This window comes from Nocardia sp. MDA0666 (genome assembly GCF_003023875.1).
In the GTDB taxonomy this organism is placed as follows: domain Bacteria; phylum Actinomycetota; class Actinomycetes; order Mycobacteriales; family Mycobacteriaceae; genus Nocardia; species Nocardia aobensis.
Window position 1 is genome coordinate 312,167 of the sequence record NZ_PYHT01000003.1, and the last position, 21,632, is coordinate 333,798.

17 protein-coding genes are annotated in these 21,632 nt (G+C 69.0%); 10 read left to right on the plus strand and 7 right to left on the minus strand.

Annotated features, from left to right (window positions below):
• Positions 1-41: 41 nt before the first annotated feature.
• Both C8258_RS07805 and C8258_RS07810 read right to left on the minus strand, forming a co-directional pair.
• The gene (locus C8258_RS07805; protein WP_106954554.1) at positions 42-1,490 is read right to left on the minus strand and encodes an HAD-IB family hydrolase; all 1,449 of its coding nucleotides are present in this window, start codon (positions 1,488-1,490) and stop codon (positions 42-44) included.
• Complete coding sequence (locus C8258_RS07810; RefSeq protein WP_106954555.1) at positions 1,487-3,865, minus strand: glycerol-3-phosphate 1-O-acyltransferase; 2,379 nt, start codon at positions 3,863-3,865, stop codon at positions 1,487-1,489. Before C8258_RS07810 ends, C8258_RS07805 begins: the two co-directional genes overlap by 4 nt.
• A 297-nt stretch (positions 3,866-4,162) precedes the next feature.
• Here C8258_RS07810 and C8258_RS07815 point away from each other — a divergent pair, with 297 nt between their 5' ends.
• Positions 4,163-5,431 carry a salicylate synthase gene (locus tag C8258_RS07815; RefSeq protein WP_106954632.1) on the plus strand — a complete coding sequence of 423 codons (1,269 nt, stop codon included), beginning with the start codon at positions 4,163-4,165 and terminating at the stop codon, positions 5,429-5,431.
• 132 nt (positions 5,432-5,563) lie between these two features.
• On the opposite strand, the gene C8258_RS07820 is transcribed toward C8258_RS07815, so the two are convergent.
• Positions 5,564-7,210 (minus strand): (2,3-dihydroxybenzoyl)adenylate synthase, encoded by a 1,647-nt coding sequence (locus tag C8258_RS07820; protein ID WP_106954556.1) that lies wholly within the window; start codon positions 7,208-7,210, stop codon positions 5,564-5,566.
• 165 nt (positions 7,211-7,375) lie between these two features.
• Here C8258_RS07820 and C8258_RS07825 point away from each other — a divergent pair, with 165 nt between their 5' ends.
• The 3 genes from C8258_RS07825 to C8258_RS07835 all read left to right on the plus strand — a co-directional run bounded on the left by C8258_RS07825 (position 7,376) and on the right by C8258_RS07835 (position 10,226).
• Positions 7,376-8,257: an oxidoreductase gene (locus C8258_RS07825; RefSeq protein ID WP_106954633.1), complete on the plus strand. Its 882-nt coding sequence runs from the start codon at positions 7,376-7,378 to the stop codon at positions 8,255-8,257.
• 121 nt (positions 8,258-8,378) lie between these two features.
• On the plus strand, positions 8,379-8,849 hold the full coding sequence (locus tag C8258_RS07830; protein WP_039776178.1) for a carboxymuconolactone decarboxylase family protein: 471 nt from the start codon (positions 8,379-8,381) through the stop codon (positions 8,847-8,849).
• 288 nt (positions 8,850-9,137) lie between these two features.
• Positions 9,138-10,226 (plus strand): 3-deoxy-7-phosphoheptulonate synthase, encoded by a 1,089-nt coding sequence (locus C8258_RS07835; RefSeq protein ID WP_106954557.1) that lies wholly within the window; start codon positions 9,138-9,140, stop codon positions 10,224-10,226.
• A gap of 53 nt (positions 10,227-10,279) precedes the next feature.
• Here C8258_RS07835 and C8258_RS07840 read toward each other — a convergent pair whose 3' ends face one another.
• On the minus strand, positions 10,280-11,449 hold the full coding sequence (locus C8258_RS07840) for a pyridoxal phosphate-dependent aminotransferase (protein WP_106954558.1): 1,170 nt from the start codon (positions 11,447-11,449) through the stop codon (positions 10,280-10,282).
• Between the two features lie 229 nt (positions 11,450-11,678).
• Here C8258_RS07840 and C8258_RS07845 point away from each other — a divergent pair, with 229 nt between their 5' ends.
• The gene (locus C8258_RS07845; RefSeq protein ID WP_030513254.1) at positions 11,679-11,879 is read left to right on the plus strand and encodes a hypothetical protein; all 201 of its coding nucleotides are present in this window, start codon (positions 11,679-11,681) and stop codon (positions 11,877-11,879) included.
• A 50-nt stretch (positions 11,880-11,929) separates the two neighbouring features.
• Here the strand turns inward: C8258_RS07845 and C8258_RS07850 are convergent, their stop codons facing one another.
• Positions 11,930-12,871 (minus strand): sigma-70 family RNA polymerase sigma factor, encoded by a 942-nt coding sequence (locus C8258_RS07850; protein WP_106954559.1) that lies wholly within the window; start codon positions 12,869-12,871, stop codon positions 11,930-11,932.
• 66 nt (positions 12,872-12,937) lie between these two features.
• Here C8258_RS07850 and C8258_RS07855 point away from each other — a divergent pair, with 66 nt between their 5' ends.
• The 4 genes from C8258_RS07855 (at position 12,938) to C8258_RS07870 (ending at position 17,583) form a co-directional block, all read left to right on the plus strand.
• Positions 12,938-13,528, plus strand: coding sequence for a GNAT family N-acetyltransferase (locus C8258_RS07855; protein ID WP_233224932.1), 591 nt, complete (start codon positions 12,938-12,940; stop codon positions 13,526-13,528).
• A 143-nt stretch (positions 13,529-13,671) separates the two neighbouring features.
• Positions 13,672-15,330, plus strand: coding sequence for a DNA repair helicase XPB (locus C8258_RS07860; protein WP_106954561.1), 1,659 nt, complete (start codon positions 13,672-13,674; stop codon positions 15,328-15,330).
• Between the two features lie 70 nt (positions 15,331-15,400).
• A complete protein-coding gene (locus C8258_RS07865) occupies positions 15,401-16,066 on the plus strand; it encodes a DUF3239 domain-containing protein (protein WP_051024217.1) in 666 nt (221 codons plus the stop codon).
• 86 nt (positions 16,067-16,152) lie between these two features.
• Entirely contained in the window at positions 16,153-17,583 is a 1,431-nt protein-coding gene (locus C8258_RS07870) for a M1 family metallopeptidase (RefSeq protein ID WP_106954562.1), read from the plus strand.
• A gap of 31 nt (positions 17,584-17,614) precedes the next feature.
• Here C8258_RS07870 and C8258_RS07875 read toward each other — a convergent pair whose 3' ends face one another.
• Positions 17,615-18,403: a hypothetical protein gene (locus tag C8258_RS07875; protein ID WP_106954563.1), complete on the minus strand. Its 789-nt coding sequence runs from the start codon at positions 18,401-18,403 to the stop codon at positions 17,615-17,617.
• A gap of 276 nt (positions 18,404-18,679) precedes the next feature.
• Here C8258_RS07875 and C8258_RS07880 point away from each other — a divergent pair, with 276 nt between their 5' ends.
• Positions 18,680-19,198, plus strand: a complete 519-nt coding sequence (locus C8258_RS07880) for a hypothetical protein (RefSeq protein ID WP_036497921.1) — start codon at positions 18,680-18,682, stop codon at positions 19,196-19,198.
• A 38-nt stretch (positions 19,199-19,236) separates the two neighbouring features.
• On the opposite strand, the gene C8258_RS07885 is transcribed toward C8258_RS07880, so the two are convergent.
• Complete coding sequence (locus tag C8258_RS07885) at positions 19,237-21,591, minus strand: helicase-associated domain-containing protein (protein WP_106954564.1); 2,355 nt, start codon at positions 21,589-21,591, stop codon at positions 19,237-19,239.
• Positions 21,592-21,632 lie beyond the last annotated feature (41 nt).

Below are 21,632 nucleotides of genomic sequence, written 5' to 3' on the forward strand. Positions count from 1 at the left end.
GCGTCGGAGGCCAGGGGTCGGGAGGCTGGGCCGTCCGAGGTTCAGGGCACCGCTTCCACCGCCGCGTCGACCGGCCAGTCCAGCAGCGTATCGACGAACAGCTGCCGCACGCGCGCGATGTCGGCGTCCATGTCCTGCGGATCCCAGCCGCTCACATCGATCGGTGCCAGCACCGCCACGTCCACCGTGCCCTTGCGCACGATCGCCGAATTCCGCCAGGCGATTTCGCCCGCGTTGCGGATGACGAGCGGAATGATCGGCACTCCGGCCTCGATCGCGATGTGGAAGGCGCCCTTCTTGAAGGGGCCGATCCGCGGCGTCATCGAGCGCGTGCCCTCCGGTGCCACCACGAGCGAGAGTCCGCCACGCAGGGTGTCGACGACCGGTTCCAGCGCCGCTTTCGCGCCGGTGGTGTCGGAGCGATCGATGAAGGTCGCCTCGGCGAACCGCAACAGCGGGCCGAAGACCGGGTTGGTGGTGACCTCCTTCTTCACCACCGCGGTGAATCCCGAGCGCAGCACCGCGGCCAGCACCACCATGTCGAACTGGCTCTGGTGATTGAACAGGAAGACCGCGGGACGCGGCTGCCGGGCGTGCTCGGCGCCCACCACCCGCACCCGCACGCCGGTGGTGCGCAGGGTGGCGTCGGCGGCGGTGGCGATCATGGCGTCGGCCATCGCGCGGTGGCGGCGGGTGGCCGCGCGAGAGGCGACCCCGAAGGCGGCGCCGCTCAGCAATCCGGTGAAACCTACTGCGGTACGGGCGAAGTCGGTGACGCCCGCCGGATCCCGCGGTTTGAAGGTCAGGGTCGGCCAGTCGCGTTCACCGGCGGTCATCGACATCCGCGGTCCCGGATTCACCGCGACCGGATGGCCGACCGTTTCCAGTAGCGGAACGTCCGGGGCCGCATCGGCATAGGCGTAACTGTCACCGGGATCGATATCGTGTTCGGCGGCGAAGCGGCGCACCGCCGCGGCCTTCTCGGTGCGCCACAGCGGTTTTCCCTCGGTGAAGCCGGTGAGCACACCGTCGGAGGTGGCCATCGCGGTGTAGAGCACATGGTCCACGCCGAGCTCCCGGGCGGCGGGCAGCACCTGGAAACGGGTGAGGCTGGTGACGATCACCACCGTGTGCCCGGCCGCCTCGTGCTCCCGGATCAGGTGCCACGCTTCGGGATACACGTGCCCGTGTACGGTGCTGCGGAACAGCTGTTCGCCGAGTTCGGTCAGCTCCTGCTCGGAACGGCCCGCCCACACCCGGGCGACGCGCTGCAGGAAGCGCTCGTACTCGCCCTCGGTCCGTGAACCGCGAATGCTGTACAGCAGCGTGTCGGTCAGCGCTCGGCGCGAGTCGCGTCCGCGCAGCAGGCGCAGCGGTGCGGCGGCGGGCGCGAAGCCCGCGACCACCGTTCCGCCGAAGTCGAAGACGGCCGCCACCCGCGGGCCCTGTGGCCCGGTCCGGATGGCGGAAATCGCTTCGGAAAGGTTCACACTGTCCCCTGCGGTGCGCGATTGGACGGGTCGAGGGCAGCCGCGCGGGAGATGCGGATGCCGATGGTGCGCAGTTCGTCGGCGAACTCACGTCGACGCTGCGCGAGATCCGGGGTGCCGAGGTCGAGCAGGCCGTAGTTTTCGGCGAGTTTTACTGCGCTGGAGAACAATTCGGACGATACCGACTCGGTGCTGTGCAGCCGTTGCTGCAGCAGCATCTGGCGTCCGACGGCCAGGCATTCGTCGATGAACTGTTTGCGGTCCAGCGGTGCGGCCGGGTCGGCGGCGGCCAGGCGCTCGGCCACCACGAGCTGGGCATCGAAGAACGAGCGCACGACACGGTGCGCCATGATGAAACCCGAATCGGCCAGCGCGCACACCAATTCCGCGGCGCTGCCGCGCTGCTCCCAATTGCGGTCCAGCAGAAGCAATTCCGCGCTCATCGCGGCGGCGAATTCGACCCGGTCAGGGAAGAAGAACTCGAATTTGAGCAGATCGCGCAGCCGGTAGGCGGCACCCCAGATGACCTCTATGCCGGGTGCGGCGCCAGCCTGTTCGTCAGCCACCTCCAGAATCGCCAATTCCAGAATCGCCCGGTTCACGAACCAGTGCACGGCGCTGTTGCGATAGAACGCCGCCTCCAGATGGGCGCCGGCCTCGATCGAATACACCGGTTCCAGCCCGCCTCGGTACACCGTCACCACCTTGGCCAGCGAGAGCTGTTCCAGGACCACCGCCAGCCCCTGGTCGTCGCGCAGCGTATCCAGCTCGCCGGTCGGCAGCGCGCGGCGTTCGATGTATCCGCGGACCGGCTCCAACGTCTGGCGCACCTCACCGAGGGTGAGCGCGCGCTCGTGCACACCGAGCAGGGCCAGCGTCACCAGCGCGTTGACCGTGACCGGCGTGACCGCGTTGATGCCGACCGCCACCTCGAAGGCCAAGCGCTGCACGGCTTTGCGCTGCCGGTCGGCCACTTCCTCGCCGTCCGGGGCCAGCGGTTCCGCGATCGGCTGCATCGGATCACCGTGCGCGGCCAGCCGGTCGCGCGCCGACAGCGGGGCGCCGAAGCGGACGTAGACCCGCCCGGCGGAATGCTGCTGGCTGCGGATGTAGCGGGCCAGCCAGGTCAGCCCCTCGGGTTTCTTGGCACCGCCGACCTGTTCGGTGGCAATGGATCCGAGTTCGTTGAGCCGCTCGTAGGTGATCGACACCGGCACCAGCATCACATCGTCGATGCGCCGCGCACGGATGGCCGAGGCCAGATAGTTCAGCAGTCCGAACCGGGGCGGCCGCAACTTCCCGGTGCGGGTGCGCCCACCCTCGAAATACCACTCCAGATTGAAGCGTTTGGCGAGCAGATAGGCGAAGTACTCCTCGACCACGGCCTTGTAGATCTCGTCGTCGCCGAAGCTGCGGCGAATGAAGACGGTGCCGGTGCGGCGCGCGACCGGCCCCATCGGCCAGAAGCTGAGATTGGCGCCGCCGATCACGTGATTGGGTGGAAAGTCGTTGCGCGCCAACGCGTCACCGAGGACGAAGGCGTCCACGTAGGAGCGGTGTGAGGGCAGGAACACCAGCGGGTAGTTGCGATTGAGCCGCCGCAGCGCGGCCAGCCCGGACCGGTCGCAGTCGATCTTCCAGGCCGAGGCGTGCACCGGCCGCATCGCCTGGGTGAACAGATCCGAGATCAGCCGGCTCTGCGCGGCCACGAGTTCCCGCAGCGCCTTCTCGGCCCGCCGATACACCTCCCTGGGTTCGGTGCCGGTTTCGGTGGCGATGGCGTCGAGCCGGCGCAGGAAGTCGGGAGAGTCGAGAATCTCCTCGACCACCATCCGGGGGACCTTGTAGCGGTCGCCGATCACCGATCGTTCGGCGCGTTCGAGCGCCACCGTGCCCGCGCGGACGATCGCCCGCGCGAACGGTTCCGAACTCTCCGCCGCCCCGGGGTTGTTCGCGCGCAGATCGCTGAGCCGCGCGGGCTGTCCGGTGAGGATGAGATGCCGGTCGGGCGCCTTGTTCACCAGCCGGCGCTGCAGCAGCCGGTGTGGCCGGCGCGGATTGCTCAGCAGCGCCAGATCGGCGAAGGTGGTGCGCCGCACGCCGTCTCGTTCCGGCGGCAGCCACAGCACCCGGATCGGGATCACGATCGGGTCGTCGCGGCGGCCGACGAGCCGGGCGGCAATGGCGGTGGCGTCCAGGTCGATCTGCGTGACGGGCGCGTCGATGCCGAGTTCGGCGGCGATCCCGCCCTCGGCGAGCCACCCGCCGATCAGCTCGCGTTCCACCGGCGACACCGCGTCGACCAGGGCGACCGCCGAGCGTGGCAGATCCTTCGCGGTACTCGGAGCCGGATTGCCGGCGGCGTGATCGATCATGGCGGGCCCCTCCTCGACGGCGCTCCACCATTCAAGCTCGCGGAAGCGGATTCGCGCAGGAAGTTGACCATGACGCTCGCAAAGCGAGTCCGATGTGTGCTCCGGCACAACACCGAAAAGGGCAGGTAATGCTAACCTCACCTCTTGTAGTTAGGTAAGCATAACCTTGGAGGAACGGTGTCGACCACGGACGAGCGGGTGCGAAACGGTTACGGGGACGGTCCGGGGGCGACGGGGCAGCTGGCACCGGGGACGGAGGTGACGGGCACGGCGTCGGCGATCGCACCCGCCGACGCCATGGCGGCGCTCGCCGCGGCCGACCGCTTCGGCGAGTACGTCGGGTACGAGGGTCCTGACGGCTGGGTGTTCGCCGCCGATCCGATCGGCAGCATCGAATTGGATTCCGGCGAACTGCGTGTCGAGTGGGAGGGCCGGGCCACCGTCGAGCCGTGGCAGGGGCGTCCGGCCGCGGTGATCGACGCGGCGCTGGCCGCGCTCCCGCTGCAGGGGCGCAACGCCTACGGCTGGATCGGATTCGAATTCTGCGCCTGGGCGCTGGGCGCCGACGCGCACGTACCGGCCCGAACCGCCCTGGCGCATCTGATGATTCCGCGCATCGAGGTGCGCATCGACACCTCCGGTGTGCGGGTGTCCGGTGCGACGCCCCGCGAGACCGCGGAGATTCACGAACTGATCGCACAGGCGAGTGCGCAACCTCCGGCCCCACCGCGGCCGGTGGATGTCACCATCGACCCCACGGACTACCGCGGCCGGGTCGCCGAGGCGGTAGACGAGATCCGGGCCGGGCGGTATCAGAAGGTGATCCTGTCGCGGAAGGTGGATCTGCCCTTCCCCGTGGACGTTCCGCAGACCTATCGGCTCGGGCGCGCCAACAACACGCCCGCCCGCTCGTTCCTGTTGCGGCTGGGCGGCCTGGAGGCGGCCGGATTCAGCCCCGAACTGGTGGCCTCGGTCGACCGGCACCGGGTGGTGACCACCGAACCGCTGGCCGGTACCCGCGCCTTCGGCCGTGGCGAGACGGCCGACGCCGCCGCCCGCGACGAGCTGGTCGGTGATCCGAAGGAAATCGTCGAGCACGCCATCTCGGTGCAGACCTCGTTCGGCGAGATCGCCGCGGTGGCCGAGCCGGGCAGCACCGCCGTCTCCGATTTCATGGCGGTGCGTGAACGCGGCAGCGTGCAACATCTGGCCTCCACCGTGCGCGGCACCCTCGCCGAGGACAAGAGTGCCTGGGATGCGCTGGAAATGCTGTTCCCCTCGGTGACCGCCTCCGGCATCCCCAAGCGCACCGGCGTGGACGCGGTCTTCCGCCTCGACCACGACGCCCGCGGCCTGTATTCCGGTGCGGTGGTGACCGTTTCGGCCGGCGGTGCGCTGGAGGCCACGCTGGTGCTGCGGGCGATCTACCAGACCACGGAGGGCGCCTGGCTGCGCGCCGGGGCCGGCATCGTCTCGCAGTCGCGCCCGGAGCGCGAATTCACCGAGACCTGCGAAAAGCTGGGCAGCGTAGCGCCTTACGTGGTGCAAGCCGTCGTCGATGCGTGAGCGGGACAGAGCCCGGCGGGAAGTGTCCTGCCGGGCTCTGCTGTACCGCCCCGCGAGGAGGCCGGCGGTGCGCCCGGCCGGGTCCTGGCCCAGATGTCGGGCCGCGAAGCCGGTTGTCGAACGACGCAACGGTCAGCCGATCGCGGTCGCGATACCCGATTCGTACCGGGCCCGCAGGATCTTCTTGTCGATCTTGCCGACGGCCGTGAACGGCAGCGCGTCGGCCTGCTCGAGGATGTCGGGCAGTTTGTAGGTCGCCAGGCCACGTGCGGTGAGGAACTCCTTGACCTCGACCAGGCTCGGCATCTCGCCGTCGATCACCAGTACGGCACAGACCTTTTCGCCGAGGGCCGCGTCCGGCAGGCCGACCGCGGCCGCATGACGGACCGCGGGGTGGGCCAGCAGGTGTTCCTCGAGTTCGTCGCAGGAGATGTTCTCGCCGCCGCGGTTGATCACATCCTTGATCCGGCCGGAGACGATCAGGTGCCCGCTCGGCAGTTGCCGGACCAGATCGCCGCTGCGGTAGTAGCCGTCGGGGGTGATGGCGCGGGAATTGTGTTCCGGGGCACGGTAATAGCCGCGGATGGTGTAGGGGCCGCGGGTGAGGAGTTCACCCTCCTCGCCGGGTGCGACGTCGTTGCCTTCGCCATCGACCACGCGGATCTCGTCGGCGGGGGAGAGCGGGCGCCCTTGGGAGACCGCGATCGTTTCCTCGGAATCGTCGAGGCGGGTGTAGTTGATCAGGCCCTCGGCCATGCCGAACACCTGCTGCAGTGTCGCGCCCAGCGCCGGAGTCACCTCGCGGGCATTGACCTCGGCCAATTTCGCGCCGCCGACCTGCAGCAGCCGCAGGCTGGACAGGTCGGCCTCCTCCCATTCCACTGCCGCACACCATAATTGAGCCAGCGGCGGTACCACCGCCGTCACGGTGACGCCGTGGCGTTCGATGGTCGCGAACGCGTTCTCCGGACTCGGGTCGGCCAGCATGACGATCGACGCGCCGGCCGCGACCGTGCCCAGAATGCCCGGGCACGACAGCGGGAAGTTGTGCGCGGCCGGCAGCGTCGCCATGTACACGTCGTCGGCGGTCAGCGCGCAGACCTCGGCGCTGGCGCGGGCGTTGTAGTGGTAGTCGTCGTGGGTGCGGGCGATGAGTTTCGGCAGGCCGGTGGTGCCGCCGGAAACGAGCATCACCGCGATACCGGACGCGTCGACATCCGGCAGCGAATCACCGTCGCGCGCAATCGTTCTCAGATCGACGTAAGCGCCGGGATCACCGAGGGCGAAGATCGTGCGCAGCGACGGCACCCGCTCGGCCACCGCGGCCGCCAGTTCGCGGTAGTCGAAGTCGCCGACCTTGTCGGCCACGATGTAGCCGGTGGCACCCGAGAGCCGGGTCAGATGTTCGATCTCGGCCTGCCGATGGGCCGGCAGGGCCAGCACCGGCACGATTCCGGCGCGCAGCAGCCCGAACAGCACCTCCACGAATTCGATCACGTTGGGCAGTTGGACCACGACGCGGTCGCCGGGTTCGAGTCCGGAGGCGAGCAACCCGTAAGCCGTGCGGTCGGCGCGGCGATCGAGTTCGGCATAGTCGATCGGTCCGGCGTCGGTGTGCAGGGCGGGACGCCCAGGCCCGGTGCGGGCGGCGTCGCGCAGCAGGTCGCCCAGCGGTTCGCCGCGCCAGTAGCCTGCGGCTCGGTAGCGCTCGGCGAGTTCGGCCGGAAACGGTACGAAACCGTCGAGCAGGTCCTGCTGGGCGGGGGATATCGAAGTCACGGGTATCGCCTCACGGGTCGAGCTGCGCAGATCGAAGCTGCCTTAGATAGGTTAGGCAACCCTATATTAGAAGTGGTGGTGTCGCGTCCGGGGTGGTCCGAAACGCCGCGGCCCGGCTCCGCGACAACAGCGCGCACCGGCCCGTGCCCGCCTAGACTCGTGCGGGTGAGCGGTTGGAACATCTCCGATATTCCGGACCAGAGTGGGCGCACGATCATCGTGACCGGCGCGAACAGTGGGCTGGGCGCGGCCACCACCAGGGCGTTGGCGCAGGCCGGTGCGCAGGTGATCATGGCCTGCCGCGACGAGGTGAAGGCCCGCGCGGTCGCCGACACCATCGGCGAACGGGTGCAGGTGCGCCGGCTCGACCTGGCCGACCTGTCCTCGATCCGCGAATTCGCGCGCACGAGCGAGGGCGCCGACGTGCTGATCAACAACGCCGGCGTGATGGCCCTGCCGCTGCGCCGCACCGCCGACGGCTTCGAAATGCAGTTCGGGACCAACCATCTCGGCCATTTCGCGCTGACCGGGCTGTTGCTCGACAAGATCTCCGACCGCGTCGTCACGGTATCCAGCGGCGCCCACATGATCGGCCGCCTCGACCTCGCCGATCCGAACTATCAGCACCGGCGCTACGAGCGCTGGCGCGCGTACGGGCAGTCGAAACTGGCGAATCTGATGTTCGCCTACGAACTTCAGCGCCGCCTCACCGCGGCCGGTTCGCCGAAGGTCTCGGTGGCGGCCCACCCCGGCTACGCCAGCACCGAACTGCAGTCGCACACCGAGTCGTTCCTCGACGCGATCATGGCTCTGGGCAACCGGATTCTCGCCCAGTCGGCCGAAATGGGCGCACTGCCAAGCCTTTACGCCGCCACCGCGAAGGTCGAACCCGGCGCGTTCTACGGCCCGACCCGCCTCGGCGGCCTGCGCGGCTACCCCGAGCGCTGCGGTTCCTCGGCCGCCTCCCGCGACGAGGTCGCCGCCCGCCGCCTCTGGGACCTGTCCGAACAGCTCACCGACGTCACCTACTCCTTCGCCCGGCGCTGAGCCGAACCAATTCTGTGTGACCGGCATCACTTCCGGCGATGTCACACCCCGTGGGTGCCGTTCCGTCATCTCTGTGTAGCGACGCCGCGCAGCGCGGCTCACTTTCCACAGGAGGATGGTCATGGAACCCCGTTTCGCTCTGTTCAACAACGAGATCGCCGCCAAGTTCGTCAAGCGGATCGGTAACGCCGGCCAGGTCGTGGACAACTCGCCGCTGCCCAAGGCCACCCAGGAGTTGGTCAAGCTGCGCGCCAGCCAGATCAACGGGTGCGGCTTCTGCACCGATATGCACTCCAAGGACGCGGCCGCCGCCGGCGAGACCTCGGTGCGGCTCAACCTGGTCGCCGCGTGGCGCGAGGCGATCGTCTTCACCGAGGCCGAGCGGGCCGCGCTCGCGCTGACCGAGGAAGGCACCCGCATCGCCGATGTCCACCGCGGCATCAGCGAGGAGACCTGGGAGCAGGTGCGCAAGCACTACGACGACGAGCAGATCGGCGCCCTGATCTCGCTCATCGCGCTGATCAACGCCTACAACCGGCTCAACGTCATCGCCGGCACCCCGGCCGGCACCTACGAGCCCGGCATGTTCTGACCGCCGTACGCGAATTCGGGCCCGGCACAGGATCGTCGAATCCCGGCCGGGCCCCGTCGCATCCTCGGTGGCTGTGGGGGCCGCCACGTCCGCCCACCCGACCGGACCCACCCGTGCCGCGCCCCTGGTACAGTCGCCCTCGTGCAGCGCGCGTATTTCTGGTTTACCAAGCCGGCCCCGGGTGGGTCGGTCGGTGACCCGCGCTGACCTTCTCCCACCCCGAGCCGGACTGCAGACCGGCTCCACGGGATTTCGCTCGGTGGGTCGGCCTGAGAAAAGGAACCCATCATGACCACCGCAGCCGATGTCGATGCCTCACACAGTGACCTCGACGATCAGCGCACGCTGAGTATCAGCCCGCTACTCTCGCCCGCCGAGGTTCGCCGCGAGCATCCGATCGACGATGCGCTCGCCGACACCGTGCGGGCCGGTCGCGCGACCACCGTCGACGTCCTCGCAGGCGCCGACGACCGCCTGATGGTCGTCGTCGGCCCGTGTTCGGTGCACGACCCCGAGGCTGCCCTCGACTACGCGCGCCGCCTGGCCGCCAAGAGCGCCGAACTCTCCGACCGGCTGCACATCGTGATGCGCGTCTACTTCGAGAAGCCGCGCACCACGCTCGGGTGGAAGGGCCTGATCAACGATCCGCATCTGGACGGTTCGTTCGACGTCAACACCGGTCTAGGACTGGGGCGGCGGCTCCTGGTCGACATCACGGGTCTCGGCCTGCCCGTGGCCTGCGAATTCCTCGATCCGATCACCCCGCAGTACATCGCGGATCTGGTGTCCTACGGCGCGATCGGCGCGCGCACCGCGGCCAGCCAGGTGCACCGGCAGCTGTCCAGCGCGCTGTCGATGCCGGTCGGGATCAAGAACGGCACCGACGGCGATGTGCAGGTGGCCGTGGACGGGGTGCGGGCGGCCGGCGCCAGCCACGTCTTCCCCGGCACCGATCTCGACGGCCGCTCGGCGCTCATCCGCACCAGCGGCAACCCGGACTGCCACGTGATCTTGCGCGGCGGTAGCGCCGGCACGAACTACGACGCCGCCTCCGTCGCCGAGGCCTGCCTGCGCCTGGAGAAGTCGGGGCTGCCCCAGCGGGTTGTCGTCGACGCCAGCCACGGCAACAGCAACAAGGACCACAACAAGCAGGTCGACGTGGTCACCGATATCGCCGAGCGCATCGCCGCCGGCGACCGCGCGGTGGTGGGCGTGATGATGGAGAGCTTCCTGGTCGCCGGCCGCCAGGACCTCACCCTCGGCCACGCCGACGATCTGACCTACGGCCAGTCCATCACCGACGCCTGCCTGGACTGGGAGACCACGGCGGCGCAGCTGGACCGCCTCGCCGACGCGGTGGCCCGGCGCCGCGGCTGAGACACGGTAGCGGTCACCTTCGGTCGCGGCTCGCGGCGTTGGTGACCGCGCGGTCACACGTGGGCCGCGTGCAGACGGCGGACCGCCTCGTCGAGTGTGTCGTCCCGCTTGCAGAACGCGAAGCGCACCAAGCGATTCCACGAGTCGCGGTCGTCGGCGAAGACTTCGATGGGGACCGCGACGACGCCGAGCCGCTGTGGCAGCTCCCGGCAGAAGACCAGCGCGTCGGCGGAGCTCAGCGGGCTGATATCGGCGCACACGAAGTACGTCGCATCGCTGCGCTTGACCAGGAATCCGGCGTCGGCCAACGCCTCCGACAGGCGAATGCGCTTGTCGGACAGGCTGTCGCGAAGATCGGCGACCCACTGCTGCTCGTTCTCGAGGGCGTAGGCGACCGCCGGTTGGAACGGCCCGCCGCCGACGAAGCTCATGAACTGCTTGGCGGCCAGCAATCCGTCGATCAGCGGTGCCGGACCGCACGCCCAGCCGATCTTCCAGCCGGTGACGCTGAAAGTCTTCGCGGCACTGGAGATCACGACGGTGCGCTCGAACATGCCGGGCAGCGTCGAGATGCTGATATGGGTGTTGCCGTCGTAGACGAGATGTTCGTACACCTCGTCGGAGACCACGATCAGATCGTGCTCGCGGGCCAGCTCCGCGATCGCCTCGAGGTCGGCGCGGGACAGGATCGCCCCGGTGGGGTTGTGCGGCGAATTCAGCAGCAGCATACGAGTTTTCGGGGTGATCGCCGCGCGCAGGCTGTCCAGGTCGAGGACGAATCCGTTGCCGTCGGGCACCAGCCGCGCGGTGCGGCGGGTGGCGCCGGCCAGGGCGACCACCGCGGCGTAGGAGTCGTAGTACGGCTCGATCAGCACCACTTCCTCGTCGGCCTCCACCAGGCCGAGCACCGCCGCAGCGATCGCCTCCGTGGCGCCGACGGTGACCACCACCTGCGAGTCGACGTCGTAGTCCACGCCGTAGCGGCGTTTCCGGTCCGCCGCGATCGCCCGGCGCAGAACCGGCATGCCGCGCCCCGGCGGGTACTGATTCAGCCCGTCGGCGATGGCGGTGCGGGCCACCTCCAGCATCGCGGCCGGGCCGTCCGTATCGGGGAATCCCTGACCGAGGTTGACCGCGTCGTGGCGCACGGCCAGTTCGGTCATCTCCGCGAAGATCGTGGCGCGGAACGGGCGCAGGCGGGCGACGGTGGGGATGGCTGACATGGTCCCAACGTAGCGATATCGCCGCCGTGGCCGCGGCGCGCACCCCGGGCCGGGGACCGGGCCGATGCTTGCCGTCCGTTCGCTACGGTTGCGGTGCGATAGCGAAAGGCTATGTTTCACATTTCATTCGGTCGTTTGACCTGTGTGGTTGTGCGGTTTCCCGGTGGCAGCTAGCCTCCCCGTGTTCTATCTCACAACCACTTCGGTGGTGGTTCGAAAGGGGCGGTGTATGGCCTCCTATCTCGACCTTCTGCTGCATCCGGCGGCGGGAACGGTTCTCGGATACATCAACGACACCCTGCACAACATCTTCAGCAACGATTGGGGCTGGGGTTCCTCGACGCCGAACTGGGGTACCGGATCGTCCACGGGCAACTGGGGACTCGGTTCGAGCACCCCGGACATGTGGACCGGTTCGTCCACTCCGTAGTCCGTCGATACCGCAGTCGAGCCGCCGGGACGCTCGATGCGTTCCGGCGGCTACGCCGGATCCCGGGGCAGGCGAATGCCACCGAGCTTCGCGGGATTGGCGACATCGTAAGTGCCCCAGATCAATCCGTCGCGGACGGCGAAGCCGACCACGCGCGGTGGTGATCCCGGCGCGCCGTTGCGCGGGGCGCGCTCGTGCAGTAGCAACCCGAGTTGCCCGTTGACGCCGACGAATTCGAATCGATCGGAGTCGGTGGGCGACAGCTCGGCCCGGTCCACCTGATACATCCGGATGAGCCCCAGCACGAACCGCGCGATCTTGTCCGCGCCGACGATCGCCCGCGCGGCCGTCTTCGCGGTGCCACCGGTATCGCCGATGAAGACCGAATCCGGATGCAGGGCCGCGACGACCGCGTCCACATCACCGGAATACAGCGCCTCGAGCAGTCGCTGCACGGCAGCGAGATGTTCGGTGTCCGACACCGGTTCCGGGGCCGCGGTCAGTGCTTTCCGGGCCCGGACCGCGAGCTGGCGGGCCGCCTCCGGCGTCACCTCGAGCAGCTGGGCGATCTCGTCGAACGGCACCGAGAACCCGTCGTGCAGGACGAAGGCCACCCGCTGCGCCGGCGTCAGCGTGTCGAGGACCACCAGCGCGGCGAAACGGCAATCCTGTTTGCGCACCACCGTTTCCAGCGGATCCGGCAGATTCGACGGGGTCGCGCCGGTGACGATCGGCTCCGGAAGCCATTGCCCCACATAGCTTTCCCGACGGACGGCGGCGCTGCGCAGCCGATCCAGGCAGATCCGGCTGACCACGGTCGTCAGCCAGGCGCGCAGGTCCTCGATCTCGGACTGATGGGTGGTGGCCAGTCGCAGCCAGCTCTCCTGCACCGCGTCCTCGGCGTCGGCCACGCTGCCGGTCAGCCGGTAACCCACCGACAGCAGATGCGCCCGATGGGACTCGAACAGATCGGCGAGCAACGCGGCAACCATTGGCCCGATTCTACGGTCGCCGGAAATCCGCTGGGCCACCGCAGGGTTGCGTGCCAGCATGAAGCGGTGGAGGACTGTGTACTGACCGACGAGACGGTGTGGTTGTCGCGCCCGGCCGCGGCCGATATCGACGCGATCGTCGCCTGCTGCCGGCAGCCGTCGATTCCGGAGTGGACGACGGTGCCGGTGCCGTATCGGCGGGCCGACGCCGTGGGATTCCTGACCGATATCGTCGCGCCCGGATGGGCCGCCCACAGCCCGGTCTGGGCCGTGCGCACGGCGGCGGACGGGCCGGTGGCCGGCATGGTCGGCCTCGAGGCCGGCCCGCAGCCCGGCGCCGCCGAGATCGGCTTCTGGCTCAGCGACGCGGTGCGCGGTCGCGGGTTGATGACCCGCAGCGTCCGGTTGGTCTGTGATTTCGGTTTCGCCGCCGACGGGCTCGGCCTGAGCCGCATCGAGTGGCGGGCGTTCGTCGGCAACCTTGCCTCCGCCGCGGTGGTGCGGCGGGCCGGTTTCCATTACGAAGGTCTGCTGCGCGGGGCCGGTGTGCAGCGCGGCGTGCGCAGGGATTCCTGGATCGCCGGGCGGCTGGCCGGTGACCCGGCGCAGCCGGCCACCGACTGGCCGCCCCTGCGCGGGCCCGGATCGGCGCACTGAGCCGCGTCCGGGTGCGAGTGCGCTCACAGCGAACATCTGCCCAGCTCGCGTAGGGTTGATGAAGGTTTGTCGGGGGGTCCGGCAACAATGTGGGACGTATTCCCCGGGCGCGGGGGCCGACCCGAGAATCTGGAGGAGGTGCCGTGACGGACGGACCGCTCATCGTGCAGAGCGACAAAACCCTGCTGCTCGAGGTGGACCACGAGCAGGCCGATGCGGCCCGGCAGGCGATCGCGCCGTTCGCCGAACTCGAACGCGCACCCGAGCACGTGCACACCTACCGGGTGACACCGCTGGCGCTGTGGAACGCGCGGGCGGCCGGGCACGACGCCGAACAGGTCGTCGACGCGCTGGTCAACTATTCGCGCTATGCGGTGCCGCAGCCGCTGCTGGTCGACGTGGTCGAGACCATGGCCCGCTACGGGCGGTTGCAGCTGGTCAAACATCCCGCCCACGGCCTGGTGCTGGTCAGCCTGGATCGTGCGGTGCTCGAAGAGGTGTTGCGGCACAAGAAGATTCAGCCCATGCTCGGCGCCCGCATCGACGACGACACGGTCGTCGTGCACCCGTCCGAGCGTGGTCGGATCAAACAGATGCTGCTGAAGGTCGGGTGGCCGGCCGAGGACCTCGCCGGGTACGTCGACGGCGAGGCCCATCGCATCGATCTGGACTTCGGCACCCACGAATGGCATCTGCGCGACTATCAGGAACTGGCGGCCGACTCGTTCTGGGCCGGCGGATCCGGGGTGGTGGTGCTGCCCTGTGGCGCGGGCAAGACGATGGTCGGCGCCGCCGCGATGGCCAAGGCCCAGGCGACGACGCTGATCCTGGTCACCAACACCGTGGCCGGCAGGCAGTGGAAGCGGGAACTGCTCGCACGCACCTCGCTGACCGAGGACGAGATCGGGGAGTACTCCGGCGAGCGCAAGGAGATCCGCCCGGTCACCATCGCCACCTATCAGGTGATCACCCGCAAGACCAAGGGCGAATACAAACACCTGGAACTGTTCGACAGCCGCGACTGGGGCCTGGTCATCTACGACGAGGTCCACCTGCTGCCCGCGCCGGTGTTCCGGATGACCGCGGATCTGCAGTCCCGGCGCCGGCTCGGGCTCACCGCGACGCTGGTGCGCGAGGACGGCCGCGAGGGCGACGTGTTCTCGCTGATCGGCCCGAAACGCTACGACGCGCCGTGGAAGGACATCGAGGCGCAGGGCTGGATCGCGCCGGCCGAGTGCATCGAGGTGCGGGTCACGCTCACCGAAGCCGAACGCATGGCCTACGCCACCGCCGAACCCGAGGAGCGCTACAAACTCTGCTCCACCGCGCGCACCAAACTCCCCGTCGTCGAATCCATCCTGGCCCGGCACCGCGACGCGCCCAGCCTGGTGATCGGCGCCTATCTCGATCAGCTCGACGAACTCGGCGAACATCTCGACGCTCCGGTCATCCAGGGTTCGACCCGCACCAAGGAGCGCGAGGCGCTGTTCGACGCGTTCCGCAACGGCGAAATTCCGGTTCTCGTGGTCAGCAAGGTGGCGAACTTCTCCATCGACCTGCCGGAAGCGTCCGTGGCCGTGCAGGTTTCGGGCACCTTCGGTTCCCGTCAGGAGGAGGCCCAGCGCCTGGGCCGGCTGCTGCGCCCGAAATCCGACGGCGGTCAGGCGCACTTCTACTCGGTGGTGGCACGTGACACGCTGGATGCCGAATATGCGGCCCACCGCCAGCGTTTCCTTGCCGAACAGGGGTATGCCTATCGCATCACCGATGCGGACGACCTGCTGGGCCCGGCGATCGGGTAGGCGCAGCCGATCGGCGGCGGTGGGCGCGCCGCTGGGTTACCGCTGCCGGACAGATGTGAGGATTTGAGACGTGCGACGCTTCGAATTCGCGGTCGACCGCGAACATGCCCGGGCGGTGAACGAAGTCGTCCGCGATATCCGGCGGCTGCGGATACTGGCCTTCACCGCGGCCATCGTGCTCGGCCTCGGCACGGCCGGGCTGATCTGGCTGAATCACCCGTACTCGTTCCTGCTGGCGGTGGCCTTCGCGTTGGCGACCATCAGCGCGCTGTTCGTCGCGCTGTGGACGCCGTACCGCTCACGCATCGAGAAGTTGTACGCCGAGGGCGAGCTGGTTCCGGCCGTCGTCTCGGGGCAGCATCCGAAAGGGATCACCCTGCTCGCGCTGGTGAACCTCGCCAAACCCGGCGCCGTGCCGCGCTACGCGCTGATCACCCGGGTGGTGCGAGCCCTGCCCGGACACGACACCGACGCCGGCGAACAGGTGCCGGCGGTGACCGTGCGAGCCGATCGCGCGCCGCGATCGGTCGGCGATCTGCGCCAGCCGGTGAGCGCTATGCCGATCGCCTGGGGCACCCGCGACCTCGGCGTGATCGAGCGCGCCCGCGCCGCGATCAGCGATGTGGAATGGAAGTTGCTGGCCGACAACCTCGGCCTCGCCGAGAAGGTGGGCCGGGTCGACTCGCAACGGCTGCTGCTGGATCCGCAACAGCTGCCCGAGGAACTGCGCGGTTGACGCGTGTGGCGGCTCCCGCGCGCAGCGAGGCCGACTAGCATCGTCGGTTGGTCGGCACGCCGTGCCGCGAAAGGGGTGGAGGGTCGATGAAGTCGCATGCCTGGGCACGGTGTCTCACGGCGGGAGCGTTGTGCGGGGTGGCGCTGGTGCTCCCCGCCCAGGTGCAACCGGTGCCGGCGCAGGCGCAGCCCACCGCCGATCCGTTCACCGGATCGCCCGGCCTCGGCGATCCCTACTACCCCGATGACGGCAACGGCGGCTACGACGTGCAGCACTACGACGTCGCCATCGATTACGACCCGCCGAGCAGGCATCTCACCGGTAAGGCGCGGATCGACGCGGTGTCGACGCAGCCGCTGCGCGCGTTCAACCTCGACTACGCCGGACCCGCGGTGGCGAAGGTGTCGGTGAACAATCTGCCGGCGGGCTTCACCACCGGCGGTGAACACGAACTGACCGTCACCCCGGCGCTGCCGGTGCTGCCCGGGCTGCCGTTCACGGTCACGGTCGACTACGCGGGCACCGAATCCGACGATCCCGATTCCGGCTGGACCATCTCGCCGAGCGGTGGCGCCTTCGCCGCCGGGGAACCGCATTCGGCGACCACCTGGTACCCGCTCAACGACACCCCGGCGGACAAGGCGACTTTCGATCTGCAGGTGACGATTCCGCAAGAGTGGCAAGCGGTGTCGAACGGCCTGCGGGTCGGCGATACCGTCGCCGGAGACAAGCGCACGGTGAAGTGGAGTTCGAGCCATCCGTCGATCGGCTATCTCACCACCGTCGCGATCGACCACTTCGATTTCCTCGAACAGCGCCGCGCGAACGGCACTCCGCTGATCAGCGCCTTCGCGCCGGGTGCGGACAAGGGCCGGGCACTCGAGCAGCGGCTGCCGGAGGTGCTCGATTTTCTCGAATCCCTCTACGGCCCCTATCCCTTCGAGAGCGGCGGCGGAATCTACGTCGACACCGACCTGCATTTCTCGCTGGAGACCCAGACCCGGCCCATCTACGCGCCGTGGACCGATCTCGACACCGTCGTCCACGAGAACACTCATCAATGGTGGGGCGATTCGATGTCGGTGCGGAACTGGTCGGATATCTGCCTGAACGAATGCTTCGCCAGCTATACCGCCGATTATCTGTGGCCGGAGCGCAAAGAGGGCAAGGATGTGGACGCCCTCTACCGCCGCACCATCGCCAAAACCCACGACAATCCGGGGTACTGGGACATTCCGCTGCAAAATCCCGGGGCCGGAAACGAATTCACCACGGTATATTCCCGGGGGCCGTTGTTCCTGCACGCCCTGCGCCACGAACTCGGTGACGACGTGTTCTTTCCCGCCGTGGCGCAATTCGTGCGCTCACATGCCTACGGCAACGCGTCCATGCCGGAATTCCGCAGCTTCATCCAAACGAAGACCGCGACGGATCTGAGCGGATTCTTCACCGCCTGGCTCGATACCACCACGCCGCCGCCGGACCAGTACCTGTACCCGGGTTCGCTGCGCGGCTGAACGCTCTCGGCGGCAACACGTTTCGTGGTTCTCAGCGCAGCTCGTCTACGCGCCGCTGCGCCTGCTCGAGGTCCGCGTCGGCTCGTCGCAACGTCGCTTCGGCGGATTGGGCCCCCGCCGCGGCGAATCGGCGGGATTCCTCGGCCTGCGCGAGTTCGTCGCGTAACGCGGTGATCCGCTCGTCCAGGGCGGCCACGTCGGAGCGTTGCCGCTCGAGGTCTGCCGCTGCCGAATCTCGTTCTGCACGAGCCACTTCCAGAGCTTCGCGGGCGGCGGCCGCCTCGTCGGCGCCGGTGTCGGCAGGTTCCTCTGTCTCCTCGTCGGGGACGGCCGCCAACGCGGGCCCGGCCGGGCCGAAACCGGCGTAGTCGACCGCGGCGGCCAGCACGCCGGCACGGGCCTGGTCGGCGACCTCCGGATCCGCGAGTGCCGCATTGAGAGTCTGTGCGACCGCGCGCAACACCGGTTCGGTGAGGTTCTTCCCGGCATCGGAGGCGAGGCGAGCGGCCTTGTCCGTCAACGCGTTCACCGCTTTGCGGCGTTGGTCGGCTAGGGTGCGCATCCGGTCGGCCGACAGGGTTCGTTGCGCCTCGCGCAACGCCTCGCCGAGATCCAGCAGTGCCCCCAATTCCTGGGTTGCCTTGTGCGCCAGCAGATTCACCGCCCACGCCGCGACGGTCGGGCGCCGCAGCCGCGATATCGCCGTGGCCAGCTGTTTATCGCCGTCAGCGCGCGCGGTGCGGGCCGCTTCGTCGCGAGCGGCCACGAATTCGGCGGGGTCGAGGGCATAGAGCTCTGCGGTTGTCTGCTCGAGCTTCATGCTGCAGAGCGTAACGATTCGGGCGAGGATATCGACTACAGAGCGCGCGTGTGCGGCTGCACCCGCGGATTGTCGAAAGGTGTATCGGATCGTGAATTCCTTCGGGCTCCTGCTACTCAACCACCTGCTGCCCAGCATCGTGAACTATTCGCTGATGGGTTTGTACGGCATGCACTCGCTGCACATGTGAGGCAGGACCCGCCCGGCAGGGCGGGCGGGTATCCTCCCCACCACGTTCGCCATAGGTGAGCGGCTCGGCGAGAAAGGTTTTCGTAGGTGAAGTTCGCAGGACCGAGACCGATCAAGGGTCTCGTGCTGGCGCTCATGGCGGTCGCCGCCCTGACTGTGACCGGCTGTTCGATGTTTTCCGATGCGGCAAAATCCGATACCGCCCGCGCGAAGGTCGGTGACTGCATCAATGTGCTGGAGGGATCGCCCGCAGATTCCAGGACCGAGCCGGTGGATTGCTCCTCGGCCAAGGCCGTCTACACGGTGAAATCGACCTCCGACAAGAAGCAGGACTGCGGGACCGAATACTCCTCGTACGAGGAGACCTTCAACGGCGGTACCACCGCGTTCCTGTGTCTGGCGCCCAATCTCAAACAGGGCAACTGCTATCACGAGGACAAGACGACCGGATACTCCTACGCCGAATGCGACTCGGCGGAGGCGACGGTCAAGGTCGTGAAGCGGGTCGACGGTCAGAACGACGAATTCCTGTGCGACGCGAATTCGACCTTCCTGACGCTCTCGGAGCCCAAGACCACGTTCTGTCTGGCCAACCCCAAGAGTTGAGCCCGCGGTCGCCAGGCGCGCCCGCTGTCAGCCGCGGGTCACGACTCGACCAGGGCCACCGACGCGATCCGGTGCAAGGTGAAGTGCCGGATCGCGCCGGTGTCCGGATCGGTCGCATCCAGCTGACCGCCGGCCACCCGCACCGGTTCCACGATGCGCTGAGTGGCCACGCCCTGGGCGTCCACGTAGCCGATGTGCACCGGGCGGCGCACCCGCACCGCCAGTTGCAGCAGCGCCAGCGTGGCCGCGGTACTCGTGCGGGTGCCGTCGCTGCGGACGCGCTGCCCCGACCGGCTGCGGGCGGCCTTCTCCCCGGCGCGTAGTTCGCCCACCAGCAGCCGCAGCTGTTCGGCACTGGGCGGGGTGGGCCGCCAGGCGTGGCGTTCGTTCGGCCGGGTGGACAGCCGCGCCCCGCGCGGGCGCAGATCCACGATCGCCCCCGACGAATCCTCGCCGGCCGGGCTGAAACCGGCCGCGCGCAGCCGCTCCAACACCTCGCCCAGCGGCGCCTGCGAGATCGCCACCGTCGGCGCGACGGCCCGCAGCGCCAGCTCTGCTGCCACGGGGGCGGCCAGCACCTCGGCCAGCAGCGCCGGATCCTCACTGCGCACGAACGATTGCGCCATCCCGGCACGCAAGCGCCCGTGCCGGCGTGCCACATCGTCGATCAGGTACGTCAGCGATTGCGGGACCGGGGTGCGCGAATGAGCGGTGAACAGCTGATGCAGTTCGGCGGCGGTCATGCCGGCGTCGAGCGCGCGGCGCACCGATCCTTCGCCGATGCGGTAGACGGTGGCCGCGCCCGCGGATTCGATATCGGCGACCAGGGCGATGCGCTCACGCAGTTCCGGCACGAGCGGTCCCGGTGCGACCACGGTCAGATCGGCTTGGACGAGTACATGATCGACCGGTTCGGGCAGTGCCGCGTCCATTTCGGCCTCGGCGTCGGCGACGGTACCGTGCAGCAGCGCCCGGCCCGCGGAGGTCAGCGCGCCGCGGCCGACGACGCCCAGCGCCGCCGCCTCCGACAGCGTGCGCTCGACCGCCTCGATGCGGAAATGTCTGCGCCGCCGCGGCATTCGCCAACTCAGCACGCGCGCCACATCGGCGGCCGTGATCGCCGTACCCGGGGGGAACTCCGCGGTCACCGCCAGAATCGCACGTCGATCGGGGACGGCGTGTGCGGTGCGCAGTTCGGCCGAGAGGGCGGCCAGCGGTTTGTCGTTCACATCGCGCAGGCCGATCATCCAGGGGAATCGGTCCAGCTCCAGCCAGGCGTGGGCGAGCACCGCCCATCGGCGCGGCGCCGGGCCCTCCAGCCAGCCGTCCGAGGCGATGGTGGGCGCCCAGTAGTCCTCACCGGCGTCGTTGTCCGGGGGAGGTTCGGGAATTCCCTTGTCCAGCAGCCGGGCCGCCGCCAGCACCTCCACGAGCAGCCCTACCCGGGCCTCGTCGAGTCCGGTCTGTTTGGCGATGCGCCGCAGTTCCCGGACACCCAGGCCGCCCGCGCGCAGCACCGGCGCCGGCAACTGGGAGAGAACCTCGAGGATGTCGCCGGCGTGGCGCAGCAACTCGCCGACCTCACCGGCGGCCGCGGCGTTGACGTCGGCGGCGGAGTGCTCGCGGGTCTGCGGCTGCGGGGGTGTGAGTACATGGGGATCGGCGACCGGCTCGCGCCGCAACACCTGGCCGACGGCGGACGGGAGTTCGACCGTCTCGTCGTCGATCCAGATCAGGAGCCGGCGGGCCAGCAGCCGTTGGATGGGCCGCTCCGGATCGGTGCCTGGCGCGGCGTCGCGGGTGCGGCCGCGGGGGCCGGTGGTCGCCAGTTTGTCGAGCAGAGCGCGTTCCGCGCCGCCGATCTGACGCAGCGCCGCCTCGATCTCGGGTTCGGTCAGTGCGTCGGGGAGTTCCGTGGTGGCGCCCATCTGCCACGGAAGTGCCTCGGGCGCGGCGGCCACGACGAACAGATCGTCGGTGCCCCACACCAGCGCGCGCTCGATCAGCCGCGCGAGCGCGGTGTCGACGGTCGCGGCGGATACCCGATCGGCGAGCAGTTCGTGCAGGCGCCCGCGGGGCAGCGGTCGCTCCTGGCGACCGCCGCCGAATGCGTTGTGCGCGGCCAGGGTTTCGATTACGGCGAACTCGAGTGTGTTCAGATCGTCGGCGGCGCGCAGAACCGACGCCCGCTGTTCCGCGCGGGCGGCCAGCACGGTCATCGAGCCGGGCAACGGCACGGCGAGATCGGGGCGCAAACCCAGCAGCCGGACGAGATCGTCGTCGCCGCGGGAACTCAGCCAGTCGGTGAGTGTGCCGAGCTCAGCGGGTCCGGCGTCGGCCCCGGAATGCGTCCCGGCGCCGTCGTCGGAGGCTCGGGCATCGGTCGTGGTCATCCAATCCAGACTACGGCGAGCGGACATGCCAGAATGAGGCC